Source organism: Burkholderia sp. BCC1208 (genome assembly GCF_902833095.1).
Taxonomy (GTDB): domain Bacteria; phylum Pseudomonadota; class Gammaproteobacteria; order Burkholderiales; family Burkholderiaceae; genus Burkholderia.
The window spans coordinates 264,328-288,597 of the sequence record NZ_CADFDY010000010.1; the positions used below are offsets into that span (position 1 = coordinate 264,328).

The 24,270-nt window shown below is 65.6% G+C and carries 23 protein-coding genes; 11 read left to right on the forward strand and 12 right to left on the reverse strand.

The genetic code is table 11. The features are described 5' to 3' along the window. Positions 1 to 25: 25 nt before the first annotated feature. Both HWX09_RS24765 and HWX09_RS24770 read right to left on the reverse strand, forming a co-directional pair. Positions 26 to 319: a type II toxin-antitoxin system RelE/ParE family toxin gene (locus HWX09_RS24765; protein ID WP_155257330.1), complete on the reverse strand. Its 294-nt coding sequence runs from the start codon at positions 317 to 319 to the stop codon at positions 26 to 28. Positions 320 to 321: 2 nt separating this feature from the next. Next, the gene (locus tag HWX09_RS24770) at positions 322 to 579 is read right to left on the reverse strand and encodes a type II toxin-antitoxin system ParD family antitoxin (RefSeq protein ID WP_027782163.1); all 258 of its coding nucleotides are present in this window, start codon (positions 577 to 579) and stop codon (positions 322 to 324) included. A gap of 324 nt (positions 580 to 903) precedes the next feature. On the opposite strand from HWX09_RS24770, the gene HWX09_RS24775 reads away from it, so the two are divergent. Beyond that, positions 904 to 1,662 (forward strand): hypothetical protein, encoded by a 759-nt coding sequence (locus HWX09_RS24775; protein WP_027782162.1) that lies wholly within the window; start codon positions 904 to 906, stop codon positions 1,660 to 1,662. After that, on the forward strand, positions 1,659 to 2,012 hold the full coding sequence (locus HWX09_RS24780) for a hypothetical protein (protein WP_155257302.1): 354 nt from the start codon (positions 1,659 to 1,661) through the stop codon (positions 2,010 to 2,012). The genes HWX09_RS24775 and HWX09_RS24780 overlap by 4 nt, the downstream gene beginning before the upstream one ends. Before the next feature lie 132 nt (positions 2,013 to 2,144). Here HWX09_RS24780 and HWX09_RS24785 read toward each other — a convergent pair whose 3' ends face one another. Further along, positions 2,145 to 3,020, reverse strand: a complete 876-nt coding sequence (locus HWX09_RS24785) for a LysR family transcriptional regulator (protein ID WP_027782160.1) — start codon at positions 3,018 to 3,020, stop codon at positions 2,145 to 2,147. A 219-nt stretch (positions 3,021 to 3,239) separates the two neighbouring features. Between HWX09_RS24785 and HWX09_RS24790 the strand changes: the two genes are divergently transcribed. The 6 genes from HWX09_RS24790 (at position 3,240) to HWX09_RS24815 (ending at position 11,050) form a co-directional block, all read left to right on the forward strand. Beyond that, positions 3,240 to 4,178, forward strand: a complete 939-nt coding sequence (locus HWX09_RS24790) for a LysR substrate-binding domain-containing protein (RefSeq protein WP_027782159.1) — start codon at positions 3,240 to 3,242, stop codon at positions 4,176 to 4,178. Between the two features lie 402 nt (positions 4,179 to 4,580). Next, entirely contained in the window at positions 4,581 to 6,005 is a 1,425-nt protein-coding gene (gene aldA, locus HWX09_RS24795; protein WP_027782158.1) for an aldehyde dehydrogenase, read from the forward strand. 133 nt (positions 6,006 to 6,138) lie between these two features. Beyond that, entirely contained in the window at positions 6,139 to 7,461 is a 1,323-nt protein-coding gene (locus HWX09_RS24800; protein WP_034185355.1) for an MFS transporter, read from the forward strand. Next, the gene (locus HWX09_RS24805) at positions 7,458 to 8,675 is read left to right on the forward strand and encodes a mandelate racemase/muconate lactonizing enzyme family protein (protein WP_027782156.1); all 1,218 of its coding nucleotides are present in this window, start codon (positions 7,458 to 7,460) and stop codon (positions 8,673 to 8,675) included. The genes HWX09_RS24800 and HWX09_RS24805 overlap by 4 nt, the downstream gene beginning before the upstream one ends. A 16-nt stretch (positions 8,676 to 8,691) precedes the next feature. Beyond that, positions 8,692 to 10,359 (forward strand): GMC family oxidoreductase N-terminal domain-containing protein, encoded by a 1,668-nt coding sequence (locus HWX09_RS24810; protein WP_027782155.1) that lies wholly within the window; start codon positions 8,692 to 8,694, stop codon positions 10,357 to 10,359. 103 nt (positions 10,360 to 10,462) lie between these two features. After that, positions 10,463 to 11,050, forward strand: coding sequence for a methyltransferase domain-containing protein (locus HWX09_RS24815; RefSeq protein ID WP_027782154.1), 588 nt, complete (start codon positions 10,463 to 10,465; stop codon positions 11,048 to 11,050). 152 nt (positions 11,051 to 11,202) lie between these two features. Here the strand turns inward: HWX09_RS24815 and HWX09_RS24820 are convergent, their stop codons facing one another. The 3 genes from HWX09_RS24820 to HWX09_RS24830 form a co-directional block, all read right to left on the reverse strand. Further along, complete coding sequence (locus tag HWX09_RS24820) at positions 11,203 to 12,024, reverse strand: betaine/proline/choline family ABC transporter ATP-binding protein (protein WP_051421336.1); 822 nt, start codon at positions 12,022 to 12,024, stop codon at positions 11,203 to 11,205. A gap of 14 nt (positions 12,025 to 12,038) precedes the next feature. Continuing rightward, positions 12,039 to 13,004, reverse strand: coding sequence for a proline/glycine betaine ABC transporter permease (locus HWX09_RS24825; protein WP_027782153.1), 966 nt, complete (start codon positions 13,002 to 13,004; stop codon positions 12,039 to 12,041). A gap of 70 nt (positions 13,005 to 13,074) precedes the next feature. Then, positions 13,075 to 14,112, reverse strand: coding sequence for an ABC transporter substrate-binding protein (locus HWX09_RS24830; RefSeq protein ID WP_027782152.1), 1,038 nt, complete (start codon positions 14,110 to 14,112; stop codon positions 13,075 to 13,077). A gap of 571 nt (positions 14,113 to 14,683) precedes the next feature. Between HWX09_RS24830 and HWX09_RS24835 the strand changes: the two genes are divergently transcribed. The 3 genes from HWX09_RS24835 (at position 14,684) to HWX09_RS24845 (ending at position 18,110) form a co-directional block, all read left to right on the forward strand. Beyond that, entirely contained in the window at positions 14,684 to 15,835 is a 1,152-nt protein-coding gene (locus HWX09_RS24835; RefSeq protein ID WP_027782151.1) for a porin, read from the forward strand. 332 nt (positions 15,836 to 16,167) lie between these two features. Then, positions 16,168 to 16,974 carry an OXA-1043 family class D beta-lactamase gene (gene blaOXA, locus HWX09_RS24840; protein WP_027782150.1) on the forward strand — a complete coding sequence of 269 codons (807 nt, stop codon included), beginning with the start codon at positions 16,168 to 16,170 and terminating at the stop codon, positions 16,972 to 16,974. After that, positions 16,971 to 18,110 (forward strand): acyltransferase, encoded by a 1,140-nt coding sequence (locus tag HWX09_RS24845; RefSeq protein WP_027782149.1) that lies wholly within the window; start codon positions 16,971 to 16,973, stop codon positions 18,108 to 18,110. Before blaOXA ends, HWX09_RS24845 begins: the two co-directional genes overlap by 4 nt. Before the next feature lie 162 nt (positions 18,111 to 18,272). On the opposite strand, the gene HWX09_RS24850 is transcribed toward HWX09_RS24845, so the two are convergent. From HWX09_RS24850 to HWX09_RS24875, 6 genes are all read right to left on the reverse strand, one after another. After that, complete coding sequence (locus tag HWX09_RS24850) at positions 18,273 to 18,650, reverse strand: hypothetical protein (protein ID WP_027782148.1); 378 nt, start codon at positions 18,648 to 18,650, stop codon at positions 18,273 to 18,275. A 93-nt stretch (positions 18,651 to 18,743) separates the two neighbouring features. Next, positions 18,744 to 19,373, reverse strand: a complete 630-nt coding sequence (locus HWX09_RS24855; RefSeq protein ID WP_155257301.1) for a hypothetical protein — start codon at positions 19,371 to 19,373, stop codon at positions 18,744 to 18,746. Between the two features lie 175 nt (positions 19,374 to 19,548). Next, positions 19,549 to 20,283 carry a hypothetical protein gene (locus HWX09_RS24860; RefSeq protein WP_155257300.1) on the reverse strand — a complete coding sequence of 245 codons (735 nt, stop codon included), beginning with the start codon at positions 20,281 to 20,283 and terminating at the stop codon, positions 19,549 to 19,551. Positions 20,284 to 20,286: 3 nt separating this feature from the next. After that, the gene (locus HWX09_RS24865) at positions 20,287 to 22,662 is read right to left on the reverse strand and encodes a fimbria/pilus outer membrane usher protein (RefSeq protein ID WP_027782145.1); all 2,376 of its coding nucleotides are present in this window, start codon (positions 22,660 to 22,662) and stop codon (positions 20,287 to 20,289) included. 47 nt (positions 22,663 to 22,709) lie between these two features. Further along, positions 22,710 to 23,471, reverse strand: a complete 762-nt coding sequence (locus tag HWX09_RS24870; RefSeq protein WP_063831195.1) for a fimbria/pilus chaperone family protein — start codon at positions 23,469 to 23,471, stop codon at positions 22,710 to 22,712. Positions 23,472 to 23,532: 61 nt separating this feature from the next. Continuing rightward, the gene (locus tag HWX09_RS24875; RefSeq protein ID WP_080681226.1) at positions 23,533 to 24,252 is read right to left on the reverse strand and encodes a DUF1120 domain-containing protein; all 720 of its coding nucleotides are present in this window, start codon (positions 24,250 to 24,252) and stop codon (positions 23,533 to 23,535) included. Positions 24,253 to 24,270: the final 18 nt, after the last annotated feature.

Genomic DNA, 24,270 nt, shown 5'->3' on the forward strand with positions numbered 1-24,270 from the left:
AAAAAGCTGGAACCCGCCGCTCGGCTTAGAACAGAATGCTAGTGTAGTCCCGCGCGCCGTGCAGCACGTGAAGCACGTCGATCTGCACGGGGGGATCGCCTTTGACCCGATAGAAAATCTGAAAATTGCCGTATCCGCGATGCCGCACACCGTGAGCTTCGAAGCGCGGCACCAGCGGGAACGCGAACGGCATCTCGGCGAGGCTCAGGCATTTTTCGCGAAGTTCCCGCACGAACGTGATCGCACGTTGCGGATTCTCGCGTGCGATGTAATCGGCGATCAGCTCGAGTTCGGTTATCGCAAAACCGGACAGGTGCATGATCACGCCTGACGATCCGCCTGCGCCCGATACTTCGCTTCCAGACGATCGAACACGTCCGCCAAGTCTGCTCCGCGTCCCGCGTCCGCATCGGCAAGGCTGCGCGCGATCACGGCATCGAGTGCGGTCAGTTGCGCTTCGCGGTCCTGAATCAAGCGCACCCCTTCCCGAAGCACTTCGCTTTTGGATCCGTAACGGCCGGAATCGACCAGCTTCGCGACGTAGCTTTCCAGTTGCGGGCCAAGGTCGGCACTGATCATGTTGCCCTCCAGACGGCATGAATTCCGATGCAGGCAGGTTAGCCGGATTATCAACTATTATCAAGAACGGAACTCCTGATTAACGGGGTGTCGCCGTCGCTCGTCGACGGGGTGAATGGTGCGGTACACGTATCGGGTACGTTTGCGCGATCCGTAACGGCGCTGCGCGTTCGTTCGCGCGGCCCTTCTCGATCTCGCGCTCCGAACACCGATCATGCTCGACGGCGCCGTCACGCCACAACTCGGCCCGACGGGATATCCGACCGACCACGTTGCTTGCGAACTGGTCGTTCGGCCGACTCGGCGAACGAGCGGCGCGTCGATATGCTGAACGCGTTCCGTTTTTCGTCCGCCGCCATGCCCGCCCAGCCCGTCGATCTCAGCCATGTTCTCCCGTACGAAGCGACGTACTTCGACGATCGGCTGACGATCGAGCGGAACGATCTGGACATTCCTGCGTTGCTCGGTGTGGGACAGGAAGTCGGCGACGAACTGCTCGTGTCGCTGTGCGGCGCACCGGCGCAATCGGATGTTCAGTCCTATCTCGATAGTTCGGGCAGGCTGACCTTCGCCGTCACTCACCCGACATTGATCCGGTCCGAAAACCGGATATCCGTCATTCGAAACACGGACGCGTCCGTACTCGAACTCGGAATCATCGATCTTTCCGACAGCGCAGTCGCCGGGCTCGGCGCGGCCATGCTGTGGAGAATCGCTCGAGCGTGCGATACCTTGGGAATCGCCAGGATCATCGCGCTCGCGGTGGGCGGCCGAAAGACTGCGCCCGAACCCGGTGGCCCCCGGCTCCACGGGTACTACGCGTGGCCGAGATTCGGATTCGATGCGCCCATTCCGGGTGAGCACGACGACGAAGCGGCGCTGTTCCGGTATTTCCCCGGATACCCGATCGGATTGGCCGACGGAAGCCTTCGATCGTTGCGTGCGCTCTATGCGACGAGAATCGGCCGCGACTTCTGGCGAGTGGGCGGCTCCCATCGATGGATGACGTTCGACGTCGATCCGTGTCGGGAATCCCTGCGGGCGTTACGCGAATACCTGATTGAAAAGGATATCTACGAATGACGATAAGACACGGTTCCATCAGCGGATTCCGGATGGCGCGCACTGCCGTGAAGCGCGATCGCTCGACCAACGAACATCGTGCCATTCGTCTGGCGGAAGCCCGGAAGCTCATCGACACGTTCGTCGCGAATGCGCTGCATCGCGGCCTCGCGCGCATCATGCGCGATTCGGCCACCGAGTATGGCGTGCGACCGTCCACCGAGCCGACATCACGGCCGCAACGAAAGGTATTCAACGTAGGGCGGATCGATCATGCGAAGAGTCAGTTGCCGATCATTTCGAAAGAGGAGGCAAGGGCCATCGGCCGACGGGAAACGCTCCTCCATTTCGGCCAGGACCCCGATCAATGACACGGTGACCGATAGCCGGTACCGTGACAGTCGTTGACGGATAGTGAAGCGGGGCGGAACGCGTGCCGGGCCCGGACGGGACCATCCTTTCGCAACCGCCCGTCAGCCACGTCCGAGAGGCGACATCGTCTCCTACCCCCGCCTCACCACCTGCCCCCGCAACCACGCGGCGAACGCGACCACATGCTCGACCGCGACGCTCTCCGGCTCGACGTCGAGCCAATAACCGAACGGCCCGATCGGCTGTACTGGCGACAGCCGCACGAGACTGCCCTCGCCGATCTCTTCCTCGATCATGTTCAGGTCGACCACCGCGAGCCCCGCGCCCTTGCGCGCCGCGCGAATCGCCTGTTCGAGCGTGGAAAACTCGATGCCGTCGCCGATCCGCTCGACCGGCACGCCCGCCTGCTCGCACCAGTCGGCCCACAGCGCCAGGCGCTTGCCTTCGTGCAGCACGTGCAGCGACGGCAGCCGGCCGAGCAGCACGTCGAGCGCGTCGCCGCGATAGCGCGGCGCGCCAACCAGCGCGTGCCGCTCCATCATCAGCAGCTCCGATTGCATCCCGGTGCGTGCCGCGCGCCCGAAGCGGATGTGGCAATGACAATCGTCGGCAGGCTCGGTCCGGATCGACAGTTCGACGTCGGGCAGCGCCTCCGCGAGCGTGCCGAGCCGCGGCGAAAACCACTGCGTGGCGAACGTCGGGGGCAGCGATATCGTCAGGCGCCGCTTCGCGCCTGGCCGCGCGGCGGCGATTTCGCCGACGCCGCGCTCGATCGTGTCGAACGCCTGCCCGATGAACGGCAGCAACCGCTGGCCGGCGTCGGTCAGGCGCACGCCCTTGTGATCGCGCTCGAACAGGCGTGCGCCGAGCGCTTCCTCGAGCAGCCGGATCTGCCGGCTCACCGCGCCTTGCGTCACGCACAGCGACACCGCCGCGCGATTGAAGCTCAGGTGACGCGCGGTCTCCTCGAAAAATCGCAGCGCGATCAACGATGGCAGGCGTCGCATGATGTGTGTCCCCTTCGTTCGTATCGTTAGTATGGTTGCGGCCGGCGCCGCCGGCCATTCCGCGGGCAGCTTTATCGCAGAAAAGCGCGCCGCCCGTCATGCCGTGAAAACCCCGAGGCCCGGCGCCGTCCACCCCGTCATTCATCGCCCCCCCGTGCCGGCCTCCCGCCTACAATAAGCATCCCGCACCAAACACGACACTGCCCCGTGAGACGCAAGATGCCGGCGCTGAATGCGCTGAAAGCCTTCGAGATGGCCGGCCGCACCGGCAGCTTCACACGCGCGGCCGAACTGCTCAACGTGACGCAGAGCGCGGTGAGCCGGCAGGTCCGCCAGCTCGAAGGCCAGCTCGGCGAAACCCTGCTCGAGCGCCGCCATCACCAGCTCGAACTGACGGCGGCCGGCCGCGTGCTGCTGCGCGCGCTGCAGCAATCGTTCGACAAGATCGAGTTGACCGTGCGCAGCCTGCAGGAAAAAACCCACCTGAACCGCCTGCGCGCGAACGTGCCGCCCACCTTCGCCGCGCGCTGGCTGATGCCGCGCCTCGGCAGGCTGCGCGATGCGCATCCCGAATTCGAACTGAGCCTCACGACGCGCATCCACGACAGCCTCGGCGAATCCCGCGTGCTCGACTGCGCGATCCGGTTCGGCGACGGCGAATGGGACGGCTTCGACAACGCGCTGCTGATGCAGGAGCAGCATATCGCCGTCTGTGCGCCCGCGCTGTATGCGCGGCTACGGCAGGACGGCGCGCCGATCGACCTGAACCGCTTCACGCTGCTGCACGTGCTCGCCACCGACGACCAGCGCTACCTGACCTGGCAGCACTGGCTGAAGGCCGCCGGCATCGCCGACGTCGACACGCGCGGCGGCTACGAATTCGACCTGCTCGACCATGCGATCCGCGCGGCGATCGACGGCCTCGGGATCACCATCGCCGACCGCCACATGGTCGCGCGCGAACTCGCGGCCGGGCAGTTGATGCAGGTGCTCAACGTACACGTCGACGGCCACCAGTCGTACTGGTTCGTCACGCGACCCGAACAGACGAACCTGCCGCACATCGTGCAGTTCCGCGACTGGCTGCAGCAGGAAGTGTGGCTCGCGAAACGCCACCTCGAACCATCGTCGCCGCTGCCGCAAGTGCCGCTGGCCTGAGACCTGCCCTGGCTCGGCCCGCTGTCTGCCGTCTGCCGTCTGCCGTCTGCCGTCCGCCGTCTGCCGTCCGCCGTCCGCCGTCCGCCCTCCGCCCTCCGCCCTCCGCCCTCCGTCCTCCGTCCTCCGCGGGCGACACCTTACCCGCTCCCGCGCCCGTCGGCACTCGGACCCGTCGGAAAATACCCGAAGGCCCGCACCTGCGCCACGCGCGCCGCCAGCCGTCATTGCCTTGCCCGACGGGCGATTCCGGCCGATCCACCGAGTAACGTGCGTTTTTCTCATGGCCGACGCAAAAATAAGTCGTTTGTCGTGCGTTAAACGCATGAACAGAATGACTCCGTCCCGTGCCACGCGTGTCGCCCTCCGAAGCGATGCGCCAGCATCCATCGGAGGAGTCACTTCATGCGCACCGAACGCAACTACGTGAACGGCCGTTTCGTCGCCCCGGAAAGCGACACGTTCATCGTCGTCCACAACCCCGCCACCGAAGCGCCGTTCGCGCGCGTGCCGGCCGCGACGCCGGCCGACGCGCTCGCCGCCGTCGATGCCGCGGCGGCCGCGCACAAGGCGTGGCGCACGCTGCCGAGCGCCGAGCGCGCCGCGTACCTGCACCGCTTCGCCGACGCGCTGACCGCACGCGCGCCCGAGATCGGCGCGGCGCTCGCGCAGGAATCCGGAAAGAGCGTCGAGGACGCATCGAACGAAGCCGTCTACGCCGGGCAGATCACGCGTTACCACGCCGAGTGGGCGCGCCGGATCGAGGGCGAGATCATTCCGAGCGATACGCCCGACGAGAACCTGTTCCTGCAGCGCGAGCCGATCGGCGTCGTCGCATGCCTGATTCCGTTCAACTACCCCGTGTACACGCTGCTGCGCAAGGTCGCGCCCGCGCTGATCGCCGGCAACACCGTGGTCGTGCGGCCGAGCAACCACACGCCGGTGTCGGCGTTCGAGATCGCGAAGGCCGTCGACGAGGCGGGCTTCCCGCCGGGCGTCGTCAACATCCTGACGATGGACCATGCGACGGCCGAAGCGCTGTGCACGCATCCGGCGGTCGGGATGATCACGCTGACCGGCAGCGTGAACGCGGGCCGCAAGGTGCTCGACTACTGCAAGGCGAACATCGCGAAGCCGTCGCTCGAACTCGGCGGCAAGACGCCCGCGATCATCGAGCCCGACGCCGATCTCGAACGCGCGGCCGCCGCGCTCGTCGCATCGAAGACGACGCATTGCGGCCAGCTGTGCACGGCGATCGAACGCGTGTACGTGCACGACAGCGTGCACGACCGTTTCGTCGCGTTGCTGAAGGACAAGATGGCCGCCGTGCGCAGCGGCGACCGCGCGGAAGACGCCACGCGGATGGGCCCGCTCGTCAGCGCGGCAGCGCGCGCGCACATCCACGGGATGGTCGAACGCGCGGTCGCGGCAGGTGCGACGCTCGAAACCGGCGGCACGATTCCCGACGGGCCCGGTTTCTTCTACCCGGCCACGCTGCTGACGAATTGCCGCCAGGACATGGAGATCGTGCAGGAGGAAACCTTCGGCCCGATCATGCCGGTGCTGCGCTACACGACGATCGACGAAGCGATCGCGCTCGCGAACGATCACCAGTTCGGGCTGTCGTCGGTGCTCTACACCGAGCGCTACCGCACCGCGATGACCGTCGCGAACGCGATCGAGGCGGGCGAACTGTACGTCAACCGCACGCCGGCCGATCCGTATCAGGGCTTCCACGCCGGCTGGAAGCGCTCGGGCCTCGGCGGCGACGACGGCAAGCACGGAATGCTCGAATTCACGCAGACGCGCCTCGTCGTCATGAAGTACTGACACAGCAAGGCCCACGCACCGTTTCCGGCGCGCGCACCCCGACACCGCGCCGCGCGCGCCGCCCCTGATCCGATCAAACACAAAACAAATCTGCAGACTTCCGAACCACGGAAGTCTGATGGAGGAAGACATCATGCCGACCCAACCGTCTACACCCGCCGCGTCGCTCGCGTTGCACGACGACGCCCACGCGTCGCCGCATTCGCGCTCGCAACGCTACCTGCAACTGCTGCTGCTCGTGATTGCCGCGGGCGCGATCTATCCGATGCTGTATCTGCGGCAGGTGTACCAGCCGACGATGCTGCAGTTCTTCCGGATCGACGACGTGCAGCTCGGCTACCTGTATTCGTCGCTCGGCACGATCTTTCTCGTCAGCTACCTGCCGAGCGGCTGGCTCGCCGACCGCCTGTCGCCGCGCTGGCTGATCTGCTTCTCGCTGCTCGCGACGGGCGCGCTCGGGCTGGTCTACGCGACCGGGCCGTCGTTCAACACGCTCGTGCTGATCTTCGCCGGCTGGGGGCTGACCACCGGCCTCACGTTCTGGGCGGCCGTGATCAAGCGCGTGAACATGATCGCGGGCCGCGACGAACAGGGCCGCTTCTTCGGCCTGCTCGACGGCGGCCGTGGCCTCGTCGAGGCGCTGCTCGCGACGATCGCGATCACGCTGTTCGCATACGTGACGCAAACGCACGGCGGCACCGACGCGGCCGGCTTCAAGCTCGTGGTGCACCTGTACGCGTTCTGCTGCATCGCGCTCGGCGTGGTGCTCGCGCTGGTGAAGGATCCGTCGCGCGCGGACGACCGCACGGCCGCCATCAAGCGCGCCAAGGGCAACGTCCTGAGCGACCTGAAAACGCTCGCGGCGATCCCCGAACTATGGCTCGTCGCCGCGATCGTGTTCTGCGGCTATCAGGTGTTCTGGGCGACCTACAGCTTCTCGGCGTACCTGCACGAAGGCAATTTCGGACTCAGCGCGACGGCGGCCGGCTTCATCACGACGCTCAAGCTGTGGATGCGCCCCGTCGGCGGCATCGGCGGCGGCTTCCTCGGCGACCGCGTGTCGAAAGTGTCCGTGCTGTTCTGGGCGCTCGTGCTCGCCGCGCTGTCGCTGGTCGGGCTGATCGCGGCGCCCGCGCACAGCCCGCAGGCGATGCTCGTCGTGCTCGTGCTGTTCATCGGCATCCTCACGTACGCGATCCGCGGCCTGTACTGGTCGCTGCTCGACGACTGCAAGGTGCCGACGCATTGCGCGGGCCTCGCGATCGGCCTGATCTCGGTGCTCGGCTATTCGCCCGACGTGTTCGTGCCGCTGATCAACGGCTACGTGACGCAGACCTGGCCGGGCGCGCACGGCTACCAGCTCTATTTCGGCTATATCGCGGCCGTGGCGCTCTGCGGAGCAGGCGCCGCCGCGTTCCTCAAAATCCGCCTCAACCGCATCCAGGAGTCCGCATGAAGATCGTTTCGCTCGAAACCCACATCGTCGCCGTGCCGCCGCCGCACATCGGCGGGATGTACTGGATCTTCGTGAAGCTGAAGACCGACGACGGCATCGAAGGCGTCGGCGAGATCTATTCGGCGACGTTCCACCCGAAGGCGATGGGCCCGATCATCGACGACGTGTTCGACCGCTACCTGCTGAACCACGACCCGCACCACGTCGAGCGGCTGTTCCGCCAGGCGTATTCGAGCGGCTTCACGCAGCGGCCGGACCTGACGATGATGGGCGTGGTCAGCGGCCTCGAGATGGCGTGCTGGGACATCATCGGCAAGGCGGCCGGCAAGCCCGTGTACGAACTGCTCGGCGGGAAAATCCACGAGCGGCTGCGCTCGTACACGTATCTGTATCCGAAGAACGCGCACGGCGAATACGACTACGACGATCCCGATCTCGCCGCCGAATGCGCGGCCGAGAACGTGAAGCTCGGCTTCACGGCCGTCAAGTTCGACCCAGCCGGCCCGTACACCGCCTATTCCGGCCACCAGTTGTCGCTCGAAGTCCTCGACCGCTGCGAACTGTTCTGCCGGCGCGTACGCGAAGCCGTCGGCAGCAAGGCCGACCTGCTGTTCGGCACGCACGGGCAGACGGTGCCGTCGTCGGCGATCCGGCTCGCGAAGCGGCTCGAAAAGTACGATCCGCTGTGGTTCGAGGAGCCCGTGCCGCCCGGGCAGGAAGAAGCGATCGCCGAAGTCGCGAAGCACACGTCGATTCCGATCGCGACCGGCGAGCGCCTGACGACCAAGTACGAATTCCACAAGTTGCTGCAGGCGGGCGGCGCATCGATCCTGCAACTGAACGTCGCGCGCGTGGGTGGCCTGCTCGAAGCGAAGAAGATCGCGACGCTCGCCGAAGTGCACTACGCGCAGATCGCGCCGCACCTGTACAACGGGCCGGTGGGGGCGGCCGCGAGCATCCAGCTCGCGACCTGCACGCCGAACTTCCTGATCCAGGAAAGCATCATGACGTGGGGCGGTTTCCATTCGGAAGTCGTGAAGACGCCGATCCGCTGGGAAGACGGCTACATCGTTCCGTCGAACGAACCGGGCCTCGGGATCGAACTGAACATGGACGTCGTGAAGCGCCACACACCGTACACGGGCGAGCGACTGCACCTGCAGATGGGGCAGCAGCCCGTCGACGTGAAGGACCTCGCCCCCGCGAAGGGCTGAGCGCAAAGGAAGCGAGATGACCTACGACTACATCATCGTCGGCGCGGGCTCGGCCGGCTGCATCCTTGCGAATCGCCTGAGCGCATCGGGCCGGCACTCGGTGCTGCTGCTCGAAGCGGGCGAGCGCGACGCGTCGTTCTGGTTCAAGGTACCGGTCGGCTTCACGAAGACCTACTACAACCGCCGCTACAACTGGATGTACTACAGCGAGCCCGAAGCGCAGCTCGCCGGGCGCAAGCTGTACTGCCCGCGCGGCAAGGTGGTCGGCGGATCGGGCTCGATCAATGCGATGGTCTACGTGCGCGGCCAGCGCAGCGACTACGACGACTGGGCGAAGGCCGGCAATCCGGGCTGGGCATACGACGACGTACTGCCGTACTTCCGCAAGCTCGAAACCCACGCGGCCGGCACGACCGATCCGCAGCATCATGGCGCGACGGGGCCGATCCACATCACGTCGATGAAGGCCGACGTGCATCCGATCGTCCACGAGTTCCTGAAGGGCTGCGGGCAACTGAACCTGCCGCGCACCGACGATTTCAACGGCGCGCAGTTCGAAGGCGCGGGCATCTACGACCTGAACACGAAGCACGGCGAGCGCTGCTCGAGCAGCTTCGCGTACCTGCGGCCCGCGCTGGGTCGTGCGAACCTCACGCTGCGCTCGGGCGTCCTCGTGCAGCGCGTAACGTTCGACGGCACGCGTGCGACCGGCGTGGTCGTCGCGGGAAAGCACGGCGACGAAGCGATCGTCGCCGCGCGCGAGGTGATTCTCGCCGCCGGCGCGGTCGATACGCCGAAGCTGCTGCAACTGTCGGGCGTCGGCGATCCGGCGCTGCTCGCGCGGCATCGCGTGCCGCTCGTGCACGCATTGCCGGCCGTCGGCCGCAACCTGCAGGATCACCTGTGCGTGAGCTTCTACTTCAAGGCGAACCGGCCGACGCTGAACGACGAGATGGGCACGCTTCTCGGCAAGATGAAGATCGGGCTGCGCTACCTGCTGACGAAGCGCGGCCCGCTCGCGATGAGCGTGAACCAGGCCGGCGGTTTCTTCCGCGGCTCGGACGACGCGCACGAACCGAACCTGCAGCTCTACTTCAACCCGTTGTCGTACCGGATCCCGAAGAGCGACCGCGCGAGCATCAAGCCCGAGCCGTATTCAGGCTTTCTGATCGCGTTCAACCCGTGCCGGCCGACGAGCCGCGGCACGATCGAGATCGCGTCGAACCGCGCGGAGGATGCCGCGAAGATCCACATCAACGCGCTGACCACGCGGAAGGATCTCGAAGAAGCCGTGCAGGGCAGCAAGGTGATCCGTGCGCTGATGCGCGCGCCGGCGTTGAAATCGATGACCGTCGAGGAAATTTCGCCGGGCCCGCAAGTCGATTCCGATGAAGCGATGCTGCAATACTTCCGCGAGCAGTCGGGTTCGATCTACCACCTGTGCGGCTCGTGCGCGATGGGGCCCGACGCGGCGACATCCGTCGTCGATGCGTCGCTGCGCGTGCACGGGCTGCATGCGTTGCGGATCGTCGATGCGTCGGTGTTTCCGAACATCACGTCGGGCAACATCAACGCGCCGACGATGATGGTCGCGGAGAAAGGGGCCGACCTGATTCTGGCCGACGCGCTGCGCGGCGAGATGGCCGGCGCGCGCGAAGGCGAACCGGAAACCGCCGCGCACTGATTCCGCGAGCGGGGCCCGCGCGGCCCCTGTTCTCCCCGGCTGCCACATCGGCCATGCCGGCGGCACGCCGCTTGCTCGCCCGGGCCGGAAAGGAGGGCACATCATGGCGACTCATCTCGGGCAACCCGGCCGGCCGCGCGGCCTCGCCGGACGCATCGCCGGCCGCATCATGCGCCGGCACAACCGGCTGGACAACGTGTGGACCCTGTCGCTGCTGTCGATCGGCGACAGCGACCGGGTACTCGAAGTCGGGTTCGGCCCCGGCGACGCGATCCGGCTCGCGACCGAAGCGGCGCCGTCCTGCCACGTGGCGGGCGTCGATCACTCGCTGACCATGCTGGCCGCCGCGAAGCGCTTGAACCGCGTGCCCATCGAACAAGGGCGCGTGCACCTCGGCCTCGGCTCCGTCGACGCGCTGCCGTTTCCTGACGACGCGTTCGACAAGGCGTTCTCGATCAACTGCATCTACTTCTGGCCGGCGCCTGAACGCGGCCTGGGCGAATTGCGCCGGGTCGTCCGGCGCGGCGGGATCGTCGCGATCACCGTCCGCGACATCGACCGCGCGCCCTACGATGCCCATCGGCCCGACAAGCTCGCGCGGCTGATGAGCGACGCGAATTTCGAGTCGGTCGCCGTGCAGCGCAACGGCACGGCGTCGCATCCGCTTGCCTGCGTGCTTGGCACCAAGTAGGCGGGCGTGGCGTGAAGACACGTGCCGACGAGTCCGCTGCGTCGACCGGAAACACCTGCTCGTCGCACGAATCCCGTCGGCGGAATCCTGTAAAAAACGGCGCACCGCTCATCGCGATGCGCCGTTTTTCATTCACGCTGCGATCCGGCCGCTCAAGCCATGCTCGCGCGCTTCTCCACGAACCGCCTCACATACTCGTCCGCCGGCCGCGACAGGATGTCGTCCGGCGTCCCGACCTGCACGAGCGTGCCGTCGCGCAGGATCGCGATCCGGTCGCCGATGCGCAACGCCTCGTCGAGATCGTGCGTGATGAACACGATCGTCTTGGAAAGCGTCGCCTGCAGTTCGAGCAACTGATCCTGCATCTCGGTGCGAATCAGCGGATCGAGCGCGGAGAATGCCTCGTCCATCAGCAGCACGTCGGTGTCGGCGGCCAGCGCGCGCGCGAGGCCGACGCGCTGCCGCATCCCGCCCGACAGCTCGTCCGGATAGTGGTCGCCGTAGCCGTCGAGCCCGACCTTCGTCAGCCAGTTGCGCGCCGCGTCGGCCGCATCGTGCCGCTTCTCGCCGCGCGTGCGCAGCGCATACGCGGCGTTGTCGAGCACGGTCTGGTGCGGCAGCAGTCCGAAGTTCTGGAACACCATGCTGACCTTGAATCGGCGCAACTCGCGCAACCCGTGCGCGTCGAGCTTGATCACGTCGCGACCGTCGATCACGATCTCGCCGGCGGTCGGCTCGATCAGCCGGTTGAAGTGCCGCACGAGCGTCGATTTCCCGGAACCCGACAGCCCCATGATCACGAAGATCTCGCCCGACTCGATGCCGAGGCTCACGTCGTTGAGCCCGACGTTGCAGCCCGTTTCGGCCAGTACGTCGGCCTTGCGCTTGCCGCCCCGCAGCAGGTCGAGCACGCGCGCATGCGCGGCCTGCGGCCCGAACAGCTTGTATACGTGTTTGACGTCGATGGTCGCCATGTTCGCCTCCGTTCCTATGCGCGCGACGATTGCGTCGCCTGATTCGAATCGACGCCCGCGGCCGGCGCCTTGCCCGGCAGCCGGTACGGCACGCGCGACGCGCCCCGCTGCCGGCGCTGCTGCGCGAGCCGCCGCCGGGCGCGCCGCTCCTGGCCGAAGCCCTGGCTGATCCGGTCGATCACGATCGCGAGAATCACGATCGCGAGGCCGGCCTGCGTACCCTTGCCGACGTCGAGCGTCTGGATGCCGGCGAGCACGTCCTCGCCGAGCCCGCGCGAGCCGATCATCGATGCGATCACGACCATCGACAGCGCCATCATCGTCGTCTGGTTGATGCCGGCCATGATGCTCGGCCGCGCCAGCGGCAACTGCACGTTGACGAGCAGTTGCCAGCGCGTGGTGCCGAACGCGCGCGCGGCTTCCGTCACGTCCGGATCGACCTGGCGGATGCCGAGATCGGTCAGGCGAATCAGCGGCGGCAGCGCGTAGATGATCGTCGCGAGGATCGCGGGCACCTTGCCGAGACCGAACAGCATCAGCACCGGAATCAGGTACACGAAGCTCGGCAGCGTCTGCATCACGTCGAGCACCGGCAACAGCATCCGGCGCAGCCAGGCGCTGCGCGACGCGAGGATGCCGAGCGGCACGCCGACCGCGACCGACAGCACCGTCGCGACGAGCATCAGCGCGAGCGTCTGCATCAGCTTGTCCCACAGGCCGAAGCAGCCGATCGCATAGAGCAGCAGCATGAAGAGCGCGCCGAGCCCGATGCGGCGCGTCGCGTTCCAGGCGATCGCGCCGACGACCAGCAGCACGAGCCACGGCGGCGCCGCGCGCAGCGCGCCTTCGAGCGGCACGAGCAGGTAGCGCAGGAGCAGCACGCTGAAATGATGGAAGCCGTCGCCGTATTGCGCGACGAACGTCTCGAGCGCGCTGTTGACCCAGTCGGCGATCGACAGGTGCAGAAAGAAACCGTCCATGTTGATTCTCCGTCGCGCCGCGAAGGCGCGTGACGGCGGCGGCAGGCGCGGGCCCGCCGCCGCGCGCGGGTTACGCGCCCTTCAGGCTGCCGGCGATCTTCTGCGCGACGTCGGCCGGCACCCACTGCTTCCACATGTCCGGGTGGGTCTTCAGGAACTGCGTGGCCATCGCCGCGCCGTCGATCTTCTTCGTCGTCATCTCGAGGATCGTCTGGTTCAGGAAATCCATCGGAAAACGCACCTTGCCGAATACGCCGACGAGATCGGGGTTCGCATCGGCGAACGGCTTCGACACGCCGACCGTCAACCGCGACACCATGTACGACGACGCGCACTGGCGCGTGCTGCTCTCGTCGCGCAACGTCTTCCAGCATGCTTCGTTATAGGCCGGCATCTTCAGCGCGGTGAACTTGTACTTCGCCATCAGTGCGGCCGGACCCCAGTAATAGAACACGATCGGCGCGCCGCGCTGGTACGCGGACGCGATCGCCGCGTCCAGCGCCGCGCCCGTGCCCGGATGGAAGTTCGTATAGGACTGGTCGAGCTTCAGCACGCGCAGCAGACGCGTGTTCACGCGCTCGCAGTCCCAGCCGGTCGGGCAATTCAGGAAGCGGCCCTTGTCCGGCTCCTCCTCGTCGGCGAACACCTGCTTGTACTTCGGCAGATCGTCGACCGACACGAGCCCCGGTGCGACCGGCTTGATGTGGCGCGCCGGATCGCCCTTCACCACGTAGTCGGGCACGAACCAGCCTTCCGTCGTACCGCCCGGCAGCGTGTCGCCGATCAGCTTCACGGCGCCCGACGCGACGGCCTTCTCGGTGATCTCGCTGCGGCCCGTCCACTGCTCGGCCCAGATCTGCAGGTCGTTACGTGCGAGCGCCGTTTCGGTGGCGGCCGTGCTGCCCGGCACGACGTCCGTCTTGCAGCCGTAACCCTTCTCCATGATCTGCCGCAGCACCTCGGTCGCGAACGATCCGCTCTCCCACGTGATGCTCGCGAAATGGACCGTCTTGCCGTCGGTGCACGCGCCGCCGGCCGCGTGGGCCGCGGGCGCGGACAGGATCGCCGCGGCGGCGAGAAGGACCGTTTTCAGTCGTCGAATCTGCATGGTGGGTCGTCTCCAAATCGAATCTGTTGTTTGTGCGTCGCGGCAGGCGCGGCGACCGGCGCATCGCGAATGCATCCACGTCCGGTCAGCCTGCATGTTTGAGCCGCCAATTTGTTTAGGGAAACGAGTAATTCCGATCATTGCAATCGGCAGCGCCAATCGATCGCCCGACGCGCTGCGAGGCCCGTGCGGCGGGCCTCCCGGCTGTTTTCAGGTGGGGCGGCCGCGGCCCGGCGCGGGCGGCATTGCGCGCGGTTCGCCCGTTGCCCGGCCGGCATCGAACCGTGACGCCGGGCCGCCCGTTTCCACTGTCGAAATCGCCGTCGCGCCCCCATTGGCGAACCCGATCCCATCCATCGAAATTACTCGCTTTCGATTCCGTTTCGGCTTCGCAAGAATGCGCGGTGTCATCGGAGGAGACACGACCCGACGTTGCCGGGTGCCGCGCCGCCGCGCATCGCGCGATCCGGCGCCGCACGCGCTGCGCCGGATCGCCCCGGATGACGGGGCGCGCCTTGCCGGACGCGCTCACGACAACCGATACAAGCTGGATATCCCGGAGATCTCATCAATGAAAAAGACCCTGACGGCGCTCGCCGTAACGGCAACCTTCGCCGCGCCCGCGTTCGCGCAAAGCAGCGTCACGCTGTACGGCGTGATCGACGAAGGCCTGAACTACACCAACAACGTCGGCACCGGCCACGTCTACGAGATGGCCAGCGGCTACGCGCAGGGCAGCCGATGGGGCCTGAAGGGCAGCGAGGATCTCGGCGGCGGCATGAAGGCGATCTTCCAGCTCGAAAACGGCTTCGACGTGAACAGCGGCCGGCTCGGCCAGGGCGGCCGCATGTTCGGCCGCCAGGCATACGTGGGCCTGAGCCAGACGCAGTACGGCACGCTGACGTTCGGCCGCCAGTACGATTCCGTCGTGGACTATCTCGCGCCGACCACCGCCAACGGCAACTGGGGCGGCTATCTGCTCGCGCACCCGTTCGACAACGACAACACCGACAACTCGTTCCGCCTCGACAACACAGTGAAATACGCGAGCCCGAACTTCGGCGGCTTCCAGTTCGGCGGCGCATACAGCTTCAGCAACAGCACCGGTTTCTCCGACAACCGCGCGTACAGCTTCGGCGCGCAGTACCAGCACGACGGGCTGCTGATCGGCGCCGCGTACCTGCAGGCGAACCATCCGGGCAACGGCTCGGCCGGCGCGATCACCGCGAACGACGCGAGCTACATCGCCGAGCGCATGCGCGTGTTCGGCGCGGGCATCAACTACACGTTCGGGCCGGCGACGGTCGGCCTCGCGTACACGAACTCGAACTACAAGAACCCGACCGGCAACGGCTACCTCGGCACGCCGGGCGCGATCATCGCGCCGGGGGCGACGGTCAGCGCGATCAAGTACCAGAACTTCGAGGTGAACGGTTCGTACCAGATCACGCCGGCGTTCATGGTCGGCGCGCAGTACGTGCTGTCGCTCGAAAAGTACGACGCCTCGAGCGGCGACGCGAAGCCGAAGATCCATTCGGTCGGGCTGATGGCCGACTACAACCTGTCGAAGCGCACCGACGTGTACGTGCAGGCCGCGTACCAGCACATCGCCGGCGACCGGACGAACTCGATCCTCGACAACGCATTCATCCTCGGCACGGACGCGCCGTCGTCGACGTCGAACCAGGTGGCCGTACGGCTCGCGTTGCGCCACAAGTTCTGACGCAAGCCGGTTCTCCGTTCTTCACGCGACACCCGCGCCGGTCTGCGCGAGGTGTCTTTGCCCGCCCGCAGGCACAGGTCTGCCGGTGGGCTTTTTCATCGGCGCGGCAATCGGTGCGTGCACGACATGACCCGCCGGAACCGGTGAAGGCCGCGCGCGTGCCCCGTCAACCATGACAGCTCGACAGCCGGCGATCCGCCGATACACTGTGAGCCATCCCGACGCTCGCGATCGACCTCGTCACCGATGCCGGCCGTCGCCTCGATTGCGCACGGCCCTTCCGCGTCCCGTCCACCCCGCACACCTTCCGCACGCTTTCCAAGGAGCCGCACTTGAAGCACTGGCGTTATGCGCTGTTCGCCTTCGCCGGCCTCGCGGCCGCCGCGTCGTCTCACGCCCATCCCGTTTGCACCGTCGTCGCCGATGCCGCCACCGGTAAGGTGCTGGTGCAGCAGGGCGACTGCACCAACCGCGTGACGCCGGCCTCGACGTTCAAGGTCGCGATCGGCCTGATGGGCTTCGACGCCGGCGTGCTGAAGGACGAGCACACACCCACGCTCGACTTCCACGCCGGCTACCCCGACTGGGGCGGTGCGCCGTGGCGCGAGCCGACCGACCCGGCGCGCTGGATGAAGCTGTCGATCTTCTGGTATTCGGAGCAGGTCGCGCAGGCGCTCGGACAGGCACGCTTCCAGCAGTACACGAGTGCGTTCGGCTACGGCAACGCCGACGTCACCAGCAAGCAGGGCGAACTCCCCGGCGTGCGGGGCGCGTGGGTCAACTCGTCGCTACGGATCTCGCCGCTCGAACAGGTCGCGTTCATGCGCAAGATCGTGCAGCGGACGCTGCCCGTCAGCGCACATGCATACGACATGACCGCGCGCATCACGCTGATCGACGCGCAACCGAGCGGCTGGACGGTGCACGGCAAGACCGGCACCGGCTCGCCGGGCCTCAAGTACGACGCTGCACGCGCGTACGGCTGGTTCGTCGGCTGGGCGACGAAGGGGCCGCGCACGCTGGTGTTCGCGAACCTGATCCAGGACGACGAGCGGCAAGCGCCGAATGCCGGCCTGCGCTCGCGCGACACGTTCCTCGCGACGCTGCCGACCCTCGCTGAACCGGCCCGGCCACAATGAGCGCCCCCCCTCACAACGCCCGCATCGACCTGCTGCGCGGCGTATCGATCCTGCTCGTCCTGCTGCATCACTTCAACATCGCGTATCCGCTGCGCGACACCGCGCTCGCCCGCGCGCTCGGCTGGGACACGATCCATGCGATCGTGCGCAACGGCAATTACGGCGTCACGATGTTCTTCGCGATCTCGGGCTACCTGATCACGTCGAACGCGCGCCGCCGCTGGGGCAGCCTCGGCGCGCTCGACGTGCGCGCGTTCTACGTGTCGCGCATCGCGCGGATCGTCCCGTGCCTGCTTCTGCTGCTCGCGCTCGTCAACGGCCTCGCGGCGGCCGGCGTGCCGATCTTCATGAACCATGCGCCGCAGGGCGTCGCCGTGTCGTACTGGCTCGTGAATCTGGCATCGCTCACGTTCTGGATGAACGTGCTGATCGGCGCGTACGGATGGGTCAACTATGCGCTCGGCGTACTGTGGTCGCTGTCGGTCGAAGAAGTGTTCTACCTGTCGTTCCCGCTGCTGTGCATCGCACTGCGCCGCGACACGCGGCTGTTCGCGTTCTGGCTGCTGATTGCCGCGATCGGCCCGGTGTACCGCTACACGCATTCGGGCGACGAAGGCGGCTTCCTGTACGCGTACTTCGCATGCTTCGACGGCATCGCGATCGGCTGCTGCACCGCGCTGCTCGCCGAACGCGCGCGCTGGCAGAGGCTTGCGGCCGCGCCCGTGCAATGGCTCGTCGCAGCATTGATGACCGCGCTCTATCTCGCTTGGCCGATCGCCGAAAGCGATGTGTTCGGCGTGTCCGCAATGGCGCTCGGCACGGCCGTGCTGCTGATCGGCGCGCATGCGGAACGCACATCCGCTCACGGCCTCGTGCTCGCGCCACTGCGCTGGAGCGGCCGGCTCAGCTACGAGCTGTATCTGTTCCACCTGATCGTGCTCGGCGCGCTTCGCACGTGCTGGCCGCCGTCCGCCACGCATGGCGACGGCAAGCTGGCGCTGCTCGCCGCGTATCTGGTGCTGTCGGCAGGATTGAGTGCAGTCATCGCGCGCGGCTATGCGACGCCGCTCGACCGCTTCATCAAGCGCGTCGCGTCGCGGCCTGCGGTGCGGGTGACGGACAGCGCGCGTGTCTAGCTTCCGGCGCGTGGTGCGGAGCAAAGAAGAAACCGGCCACGGCTCGGCCGTATCGCCAACACGATACCGGCCGGCCTGACCGCAAGCGCCGTCTACGACGCGTCGATCAATCGAGATAGTCCGCGTATCTTCCTCGGCGCCCGATTCGATTTGGCCTGTCCGCTATCCGGAAGTCCCCGTTCCGGCTGCGCTTCCATTCTCGTGCCGCACAAGTGCCTGCTTTATCTGCGGGACTGTGAACGTCAGAACCGGATCAAGATATACCGAGATTTCATCTGCACCATAAATCCCGCCGGCAAATGCCTCGAAAACCGCCCAAGAAAATGGAGACAAGTGCGTCTTCGAAACGACGATAAGATTTCCCATCGCACGAAGCCCGGTGTCACAGGCGACCTCCCCCTTGAGAAACGCCACGGCCAGCCGACTGGTCAGCATGTCGCACATCAGGCTTCGATCGTTGGCCGTACTTCCGCCAGCTTTCTCGATATCGCCATTGACGAGCCCTGCAGCAACCCAGCGATTGAACAGATACTCGCCCATACGTCTTCCGTGGCACTGTTGAATTCGGCTCATTCGTTTCCTCTCGACAAGTGCGCTCACATGAACGATTGCATTCGTCTCTCGATGAACCGGCTACGACCGACCACGGTTCGCAGCGCAGATGTCGCGCAGCGATCGCAGCGTTCGGGCATATTCGGCGTCGTACGCAGGCTGAATGGACAACGGTGCCGTCGCATGCGCCTGCGTCGGTGCAGGCGCAGCCGCGACCCGCGTGACGGAATCGGGCTCGGTGCCCGCGACGTAGTACAGGTCATGCCGGCGGTGAGTTCCACCGCCCGTTTTCTTGATCACCCGCCCTTCCCGGAGCAACAGGGATAGCAGCGTCGTCGCCCGGTGTAGTGGCAGCACGTGCCGCGTCGCGATTTCCCGGACACGATAGCCGAGACCCGGCTTCATCGCCTCGAGTACGTCATGCGCGCACACCTCGACCACACGCCGGGCTTCGTTGTGAGAGCACAACGGCGCATTGCCCGAAGGAAGAAAGAAGCACGTCCCGCGGCCGCCGTCGGCGTTCTGAAACATGCCTTGTTCAAGCTTGCCAGCAGCGACCCAGTGTTCCAGCCATGCCCGAACCGCCGAGGTTCTCAAGCCGAGCTGGCTGGCCAACCTGGTCGGCTCGTAAGCTCGGCCCGGCTCGATGATGTCGAGGATGCGTTGTCCGTCCGACATCACCGACGTCGAATAGCGATGCGTATTAGTCACCGATTTTCTCCAGGCTTCCGATCGATCATTACCTTGAGGATGCAGTTCCAGTACTGTTTAGGAACATCGACACATGGCTTCATACCGGTTCTCCAAATACGCTCGATGCATCCGTTGCCGTCCGTCACTCGCTTCCTACGCAAGTCTGTCGAAACCGGCATCGCCGTTCCATCACCTACTTTTCCCAACGGAACAGACTGAACTGAAGCGAATTCGCCAGCGATAGCGCACCGGTCGGATGCGCTTTGGTCGAGTCGAGATTCGCATCGACGCTTAACTGGACGCTCGCCTGGCTGAACGGCGTAACGTTCGGCTCGCCCAGCACCAGCGTCTTCCCCGGCAGCCACTTCACTTCGTCCTGCCAGATCTGCGGAACCTGTCCGGGCGTGTCGACCAGACCGATGCGAATCGTCCGCCCGTCGGCTTGCGCCGAACGTGCCGTAACGGTCACATCCCCCGACGGCCCGAACGCGTATCGGGCCCCGTCGGGACGCGTCTGCCCATGCGACGTGATCGCGACATACCCAGGCTGGGGGCAGGTAATCTGCAGATTCGTCACCCGGGTGCCGATCTGGATCGGCGTGCCGGGTGCAGCGTTTGCCACTGCTCCGCTGTTGTAGCGCCCGAAATCGATCTTCGCGCTGCCCAACGTCATCACGCATTCGGACGGCGCATTGCCGAGCAATCCCGGCATTGCACCGATGTGCCCTAACGGTCCCCGGTTGAACTGCGACGTGACGTTCCTGTCCGGCACGGCAGCCTGCCCGGGCGCCGGCGGCTGGTCAGGTACGACAGGCACGCCCGGATTGAATGGCTGACCCGGCAACGGCGAACCGGCGTACGCCGACATCGTGCAACACGCCACGGCTGCCGCCGCCAGAATTCGACACGTACTCGATAAATTCGACATGAATCAATTCCCCGCGCACACGGTCGATGCGGTCTCGTAGATCGCGTCGTCATCCGGATGCGCATTCGGCTTGAAGTGAATGAAGCACGCAGGCCCGGACTCGGGCTTGACTTGAAGCGCGCCTTTTTCGAGCTGCTCGGCGTCGATGAACAACTTGCTGTCGGGGCCGACGATCGTCAGGAACCGGCCATCCGGCGCCAGCACACTCGCCCCTTCAAGCGACTTGTCAGGAGCGTCGCGCACCGTTAGCAGGAGATGGCGAATCCGTACCGCCTTGAACGCCACACGTCCGATTGAACCGCGCCCCGCGTCGAGCACGTTGACGGCGTCCTTTACCTCGACGTTGCGCGGCAGTCCGTCGATGCCCAGCTCGAGGCGGCTGTTGCGATACGGCATCAGGTTGGGCGCGACAGCACGGCCGGAATAGTCCGTCCATACAGGGCCGGCCGGCGTCGTGATGCGCGCGCCCGACAGGTCTGCTGCCTGCATGACCGCGTAGGTGTCGCCGATCGGATAAGGCGAGAACAGCGGATGCATGCCGTCGAATGCGACACCGCCGGTCAGGCTTGCGGAATAGGACTGCGCGTTGTCGCTCGTGCCAGTGGCCGTCGCGCCGAACTGTGCATATTTGGGCAGCACGCGAACGCTCGCGGTGTAGTTCTGGTGACCGCCGGGTGCCTGAGTGGCGGCCGCCACGTTGTAGCCGAAGTAGTCGTTGACCTGCTGGTCGTAGGTGACACCGGCCTGCGTCTGGTCCCCACTTCGGAACGCGTTGGCCGAAACGTAGCCAGCGTTGTCGCCAATCGGGAAGCTGATGTTCGCGTAATACAGATTCGACATTCCGCGCCCGGAGCCGATATCCGCGCTCAACGATATCGACATCTTCTTGAAATTCTTGTTCCAGCTGAGCAGCGCCCGATTGCTGTCCGACCCGTCGAAACTGGCAATGCGCGTGTAACCTGCGCTGAACCCGCCGAAATGCTGCGTCGAATAGGAGATCGTCGTATTGAACGTGTCCTTCGTATTCGCGTAGTACAGGTCGAGATAGCTTGGCGAGTCGGCCAGTTCCCGGTAGCCGCGCGTCTGATGCGTCACCGAGGCGCTGAGCGACATCGCCTCGGTCAGGATCGCACTGATCCCCGATTGCCCCTTAAAGCCTTTGTGATCGATTCGGGCATCGTCTGCGAATACCGAGCGCACATACGCGCGAATGCGCCGCGTCGGCGATCCGTCCACTGCCACCCCAATCGACCGGTAATCCTGCCCCACCAGCAGGCCGGTGGTCAGGTTTGCGTGGACGCGCGGCAGCGGCATCACATCGGTCGCCGTAACGAACCAGTTGCTCTGGAGATAGGAGATGTCGCCACCGATCGTGCGTGGTTTGCCCATCGCAAACGACACCCCCTTTTCCGGCGACACGAAGTTGTTGGCAAACGATGCGGCGGGAACGATGAATCCGTGCCGAGAGTCGTTGGCCTCGATTACGGTAACCTGCAGATCCGAGCTGCCGTTGATCAGCGGCAGCCGGTTCAGCGTAAACGGCCCGGACGGAACCAGCGTCGAATAGATCAGCACGCCGGCTTGCCGCACCTCGACTCGAGACGGTGTCTGCGCGATTCCCGAGACGCTCGTGCTGCTGTCTTCGCCGAGCTGCATCTCCGGGAAAACCTGCACGCCAGTAAACAGCGGCGCGGAAAACAGGTTACTGCGCAGACTCAGCTGGCCGGCCTGCAACGTCGACTTGTATTGCGTGAACGTGCGCTGGATATAGGCTTCCTGATGCTGGAACTGGCTTCTGCCGTCCTGCCCCGAGTAGATTTCGTGGCTTCGAAACAGCCAGTCGCCCGCGTTGAAGCCGAACGTCGTGTCTGCGTAATACGTGTTGCCATGCGAGCCCGGTGCCTGCGTGCGAACCGTGAACAGGTTGTAATTGAGCATCGCGCCCCGGCCGCCTTGCCCGTAGACGGGTGCGGGGTCCCGCGAGCGCACCGCTTCCGGCGGCACGAGCAACTCAAGAATGTTCTGCGACGGTTTCGGGGTCGTCACCGCATCCGGATAAGCCGATTTGAGGTTCACGCAGGCCGTCGCCGCGTCGCGCCCCGACCATTCCACGTTGGCGCGATCGAGTACCTCGTGCGTCAGGCACGGTGCGCCGTTCTGATCGAACTGCACCGTTGTCGTCGCCATCCTCACCCCGTTGACGACCAGCACCACCGAGTTCGCCCCGGACGGAAACCTCGGCTCGGCGCTATAGTAGTCCGCCACGGCCGGCGAGATCCCCATCGACTTGAGCGTATCCACGTCGAATTTCGTGTCGGCCGCATGCGCTGCCGACACGGCGCCAAGACCAAGCAGGATGCAGCGCGTCAGCGTCCGCATCGGGAAGCATTCTGGGTATTGCATGTGGGTGAAGGGCCGCCGGTTTGTTATTGGGGAGTGCTCGTGGCCATGGAGGCGGCAGCGCCGGTCGACGAGGTCGCCGCGCCAGACGCGGACGGACCGATCTTTGCCGGGTACTTGCCAACGATGTAGCCGTACAGCGAAGCCGGACTGATTTCGATGTCCGTATCCGTTGCGCTCGGGGCTTTCGTCTTGATGTCGAGCATCTCTCCCGGCAGGATGTAAGTCCGGGGCAATGCAACCGCGGTCTTGCTTGGCAGAAGCGTCGCCGCTTGCGCCATGCGCACGACGTACGGACCGGGATTCTTCACCGAAAATCCGGATGGAGTGCGCGACCATGTCAAGAGCTTCCACGGCTCGTCGTTCCGGGCCAGACTCCTGGGCCGAATGATCACGGGAATGTTCTGCCTGATCGCGATGTGAACGGAGTTGTCATCTTTGGGTGGCACGCCCTCGAAGCTCACGCGTTCGAGGTGTTCGACCTTGATGTCATCCTTGCTGACCAGGAAGAACCGCACGACCTGCGTATCGCCCGGTTCAACCCGTGCAACCGGCGGCGTAACTGTCAGACGCTGTACTGGTTCCTCCGGGATCTTCTCCAGACGCGTCACCATCAGCAACGGGCCTTTATCGTTATTCAGCACGCCAAGCGACGCTTCTCCCTTACTCGCATCGACGACGACGACCGACGACTCGAGCTTGAGGTTATCCGCGCGGGCCGCCGCGCTAAGCAGCCCGAGGCCGGCTAGAATCAGCACGCAATATTTTTTAGTAATCCTGTTTTTCATGATGAGCGCAAGATAAGCATCGCGGAAGACGAGGCGCCGGCGAAACGGCGCCTCGAAGCCCTTACAGGTAATACACCGTGAACGTCGCGTTGCCGTCGAACGTGATGTTGCCGCTCGTCGGCAGTGCGCTCGACTGATTCACTGTCGGCGTCACGACGATGTTCGCGGTGAAGGTTGAACCGGTCGATGCCGCCGTCGACGACGTGCTGTCCGCCCACGTGAGCAGGTTGGCGGCGTCGTTGGGGTTCACGACCAGGCCCGCAGACGTCGATGCCGCCGGCGCCAGCGTCTCGTTCGCCAACGTGATCGTGGCCGGAGTCTTGGCCGTGCCGCCCACCGCGAACGTGTTGGCCGTCAGCGTGTACGCACCGATGTTCTTCGAGCTCGACTGGCCGAGACCGAACGAGTTCGTCGCACTCGTCGTACCCGCTGCGAGACCCGATGCCCAATTGGCCGTCAGACCACTTACCACGGTGCTGGCACGGTTGTCCTTGACACCGAATGCGACCTGCGTGTTGCCGGTACAGGTGATCGTCAGCGGAACCGTTTGCGGATTCGACAGCACGGTGCCTGTCGCGTTGTTGGAGATGCTGCTCAGCTGCGTCGTGCCGAATGCCGCCGTGCCGTTCGCACCGAGCGACAGCGTGCACGCCGGCGGGGTGATCGTGCCCGTCACCGTCAGCGTCGCAGTCGGACCGGGAACGGGTTGGCCGGCAAACGATGCGCCGGCCAAGGTCAGTGCGGCGCCGGCGAGTGCCACTTCAATCAATCGCTTATTCATGTCGTCCTCAAGCTAATT

Excerpts from the sequence above, each read along its gene's own strand:
- HWX09_RS24815 (WP_027782154.1), top strand. The coding sequence starts at position 10,463 with ATGGCGACTCATCTCGGGCAACCCGGCCGGCCGCGCGGCCTCGCCGGA.
- HWX09_RS24805 (WP_027782156.1), top strand. The coding sequence starts at position 7,458 with ATGAAGATCGTTTCGCTCGAAACCCACATCGTCGCCGTGCCGCCGCCG.
- HWX09_RS24820 (WP_051421336.1), bottom strand. The coding sequence starts at position 12,024 with ATGGCGACCATCGACGTCAAACACGTATACAAGCTGTTCGGGCCGCAG.
- HWX09_RS24865 (WP_027782145.1), bottom strand. The coding sequence starts at position 22,662 with ATGCGGACGCTGACGCGCTGCATCCTGCTTGGTCTTGGCGCCGTGTCG.
- HWX09_RS24765 (WP_155257330.1), bottom strand. The coding sequence starts at position 319 with ATGCACCTGTCCGGTTTTGCGATAACCGAACTCGAGCTGATCGCCGAT.
- HWX09_RS24825 (WP_027782153.1), bottom strand. The coding sequence starts at position 13,004 with ATGGACGGTTTCTTTCTGCACCTGTCGATCGCCGACTGGGTCAACAGC.
- HWX09_RS24835 (WP_027782151.1), top strand. The coding sequence starts at position 14,684 with ATGAAAAAGACCCTGACGGCGCTCGCCGTAACGGCAACCTTCGCCGCG.
- HWX09_RS24770 (WP_027782163.1), bottom strand. The coding sequence starts at position 579 with ATGATCAGTGCCGACCTTGGCCCGCAACTGGAAAGCTACGTCGCGAAG.
- HWX09_RS24830 (WP_027782152.1), bottom strand. The coding sequence starts at position 14,112 with ATGCAGATTCGACGACTGAAAACGGTCCTTCTCGCCGCCGCGGCGATC.
- aldA (WP_027782158.1), top strand. The coding sequence starts at position 4,581 with ATGCGCACCGAACGCAACTACGTGAACGGCCGTTTCGTCGCCCCGGAA.
- HWX09_RS24780 (WP_155257302.1), top strand. The coding sequence starts at position 1,659 with ATGACGATAAGACACGGTTCCATCAGCGGATTCCGGATGGCGCGCACT.
- HWX09_RS24790 (WP_027782159.1), top strand. The coding sequence starts at position 3,240 with ATGCCGGCGCTGAATGCGCTGAAAGCCTTCGAGATGGCCGGCCGCACC.
- HWX09_RS24785 (WP_027782160.1), bottom strand. The coding sequence starts at position 3,020 with ATGCGACGCCTGCCATCGTTGATCGCGCTGCGATTTTTCGAGGAGACC.
- HWX09_RS24775 (WP_027782162.1), top strand. The coding sequence starts at position 904 with ATGCTGAACGCGTTCCGTTTTTCGTCCGCCGCCATGCCCGCCCAGCCC.
- HWX09_RS24810 (WP_027782155.1), top strand. The coding sequence starts at position 8,692 with ATGACCTACGACTACATCATCGTCGGCGCGGGCTCGGCCGGCTGCATC.
- HWX09_RS24800 (WP_034185355.1), top strand. The coding sequence starts at position 6,139 with ATGCCGACCCAACCGTCTACACCCGCCGCGTCGCTCGCGTTGCACGAC.
- HWX09_RS24875 (WP_080681226.1), bottom strand. The coding sequence starts at position 24,252 with ATGAATAAGCGATTGATTGAAGTGGCACTCGCCGGCGCCGCACTGACC.
- HWX09_RS24845 (WP_027782149.1), top strand. The coding sequence starts at position 16,971 with ATGAGCGCCCCCCCTCACAACGCCCGCATCGACCTGCTGCGCGGCGTA.
- HWX09_RS24860 (WP_155257300.1), bottom strand. The coding sequence starts at position 20,283 with ATGTCGAATTTATCGAGTACGTGTCGAATTCTGGCGGCGGCAGCCGTG.
- HWX09_RS24870 (WP_063831195.1), bottom strand. The coding sequence starts at position 23,471 with ATGAAAAACAGGATTACTAAAAAATATTGCGTGCTGATTCTAGCCGGC.
- HWX09_RS24850 (WP_027782148.1), bottom strand. The coding sequence starts at position 18,650 with ATGGGCGAGTATCTGTTCAATCGCTGGGTTGCTGCAGGGCTCGTCAAT.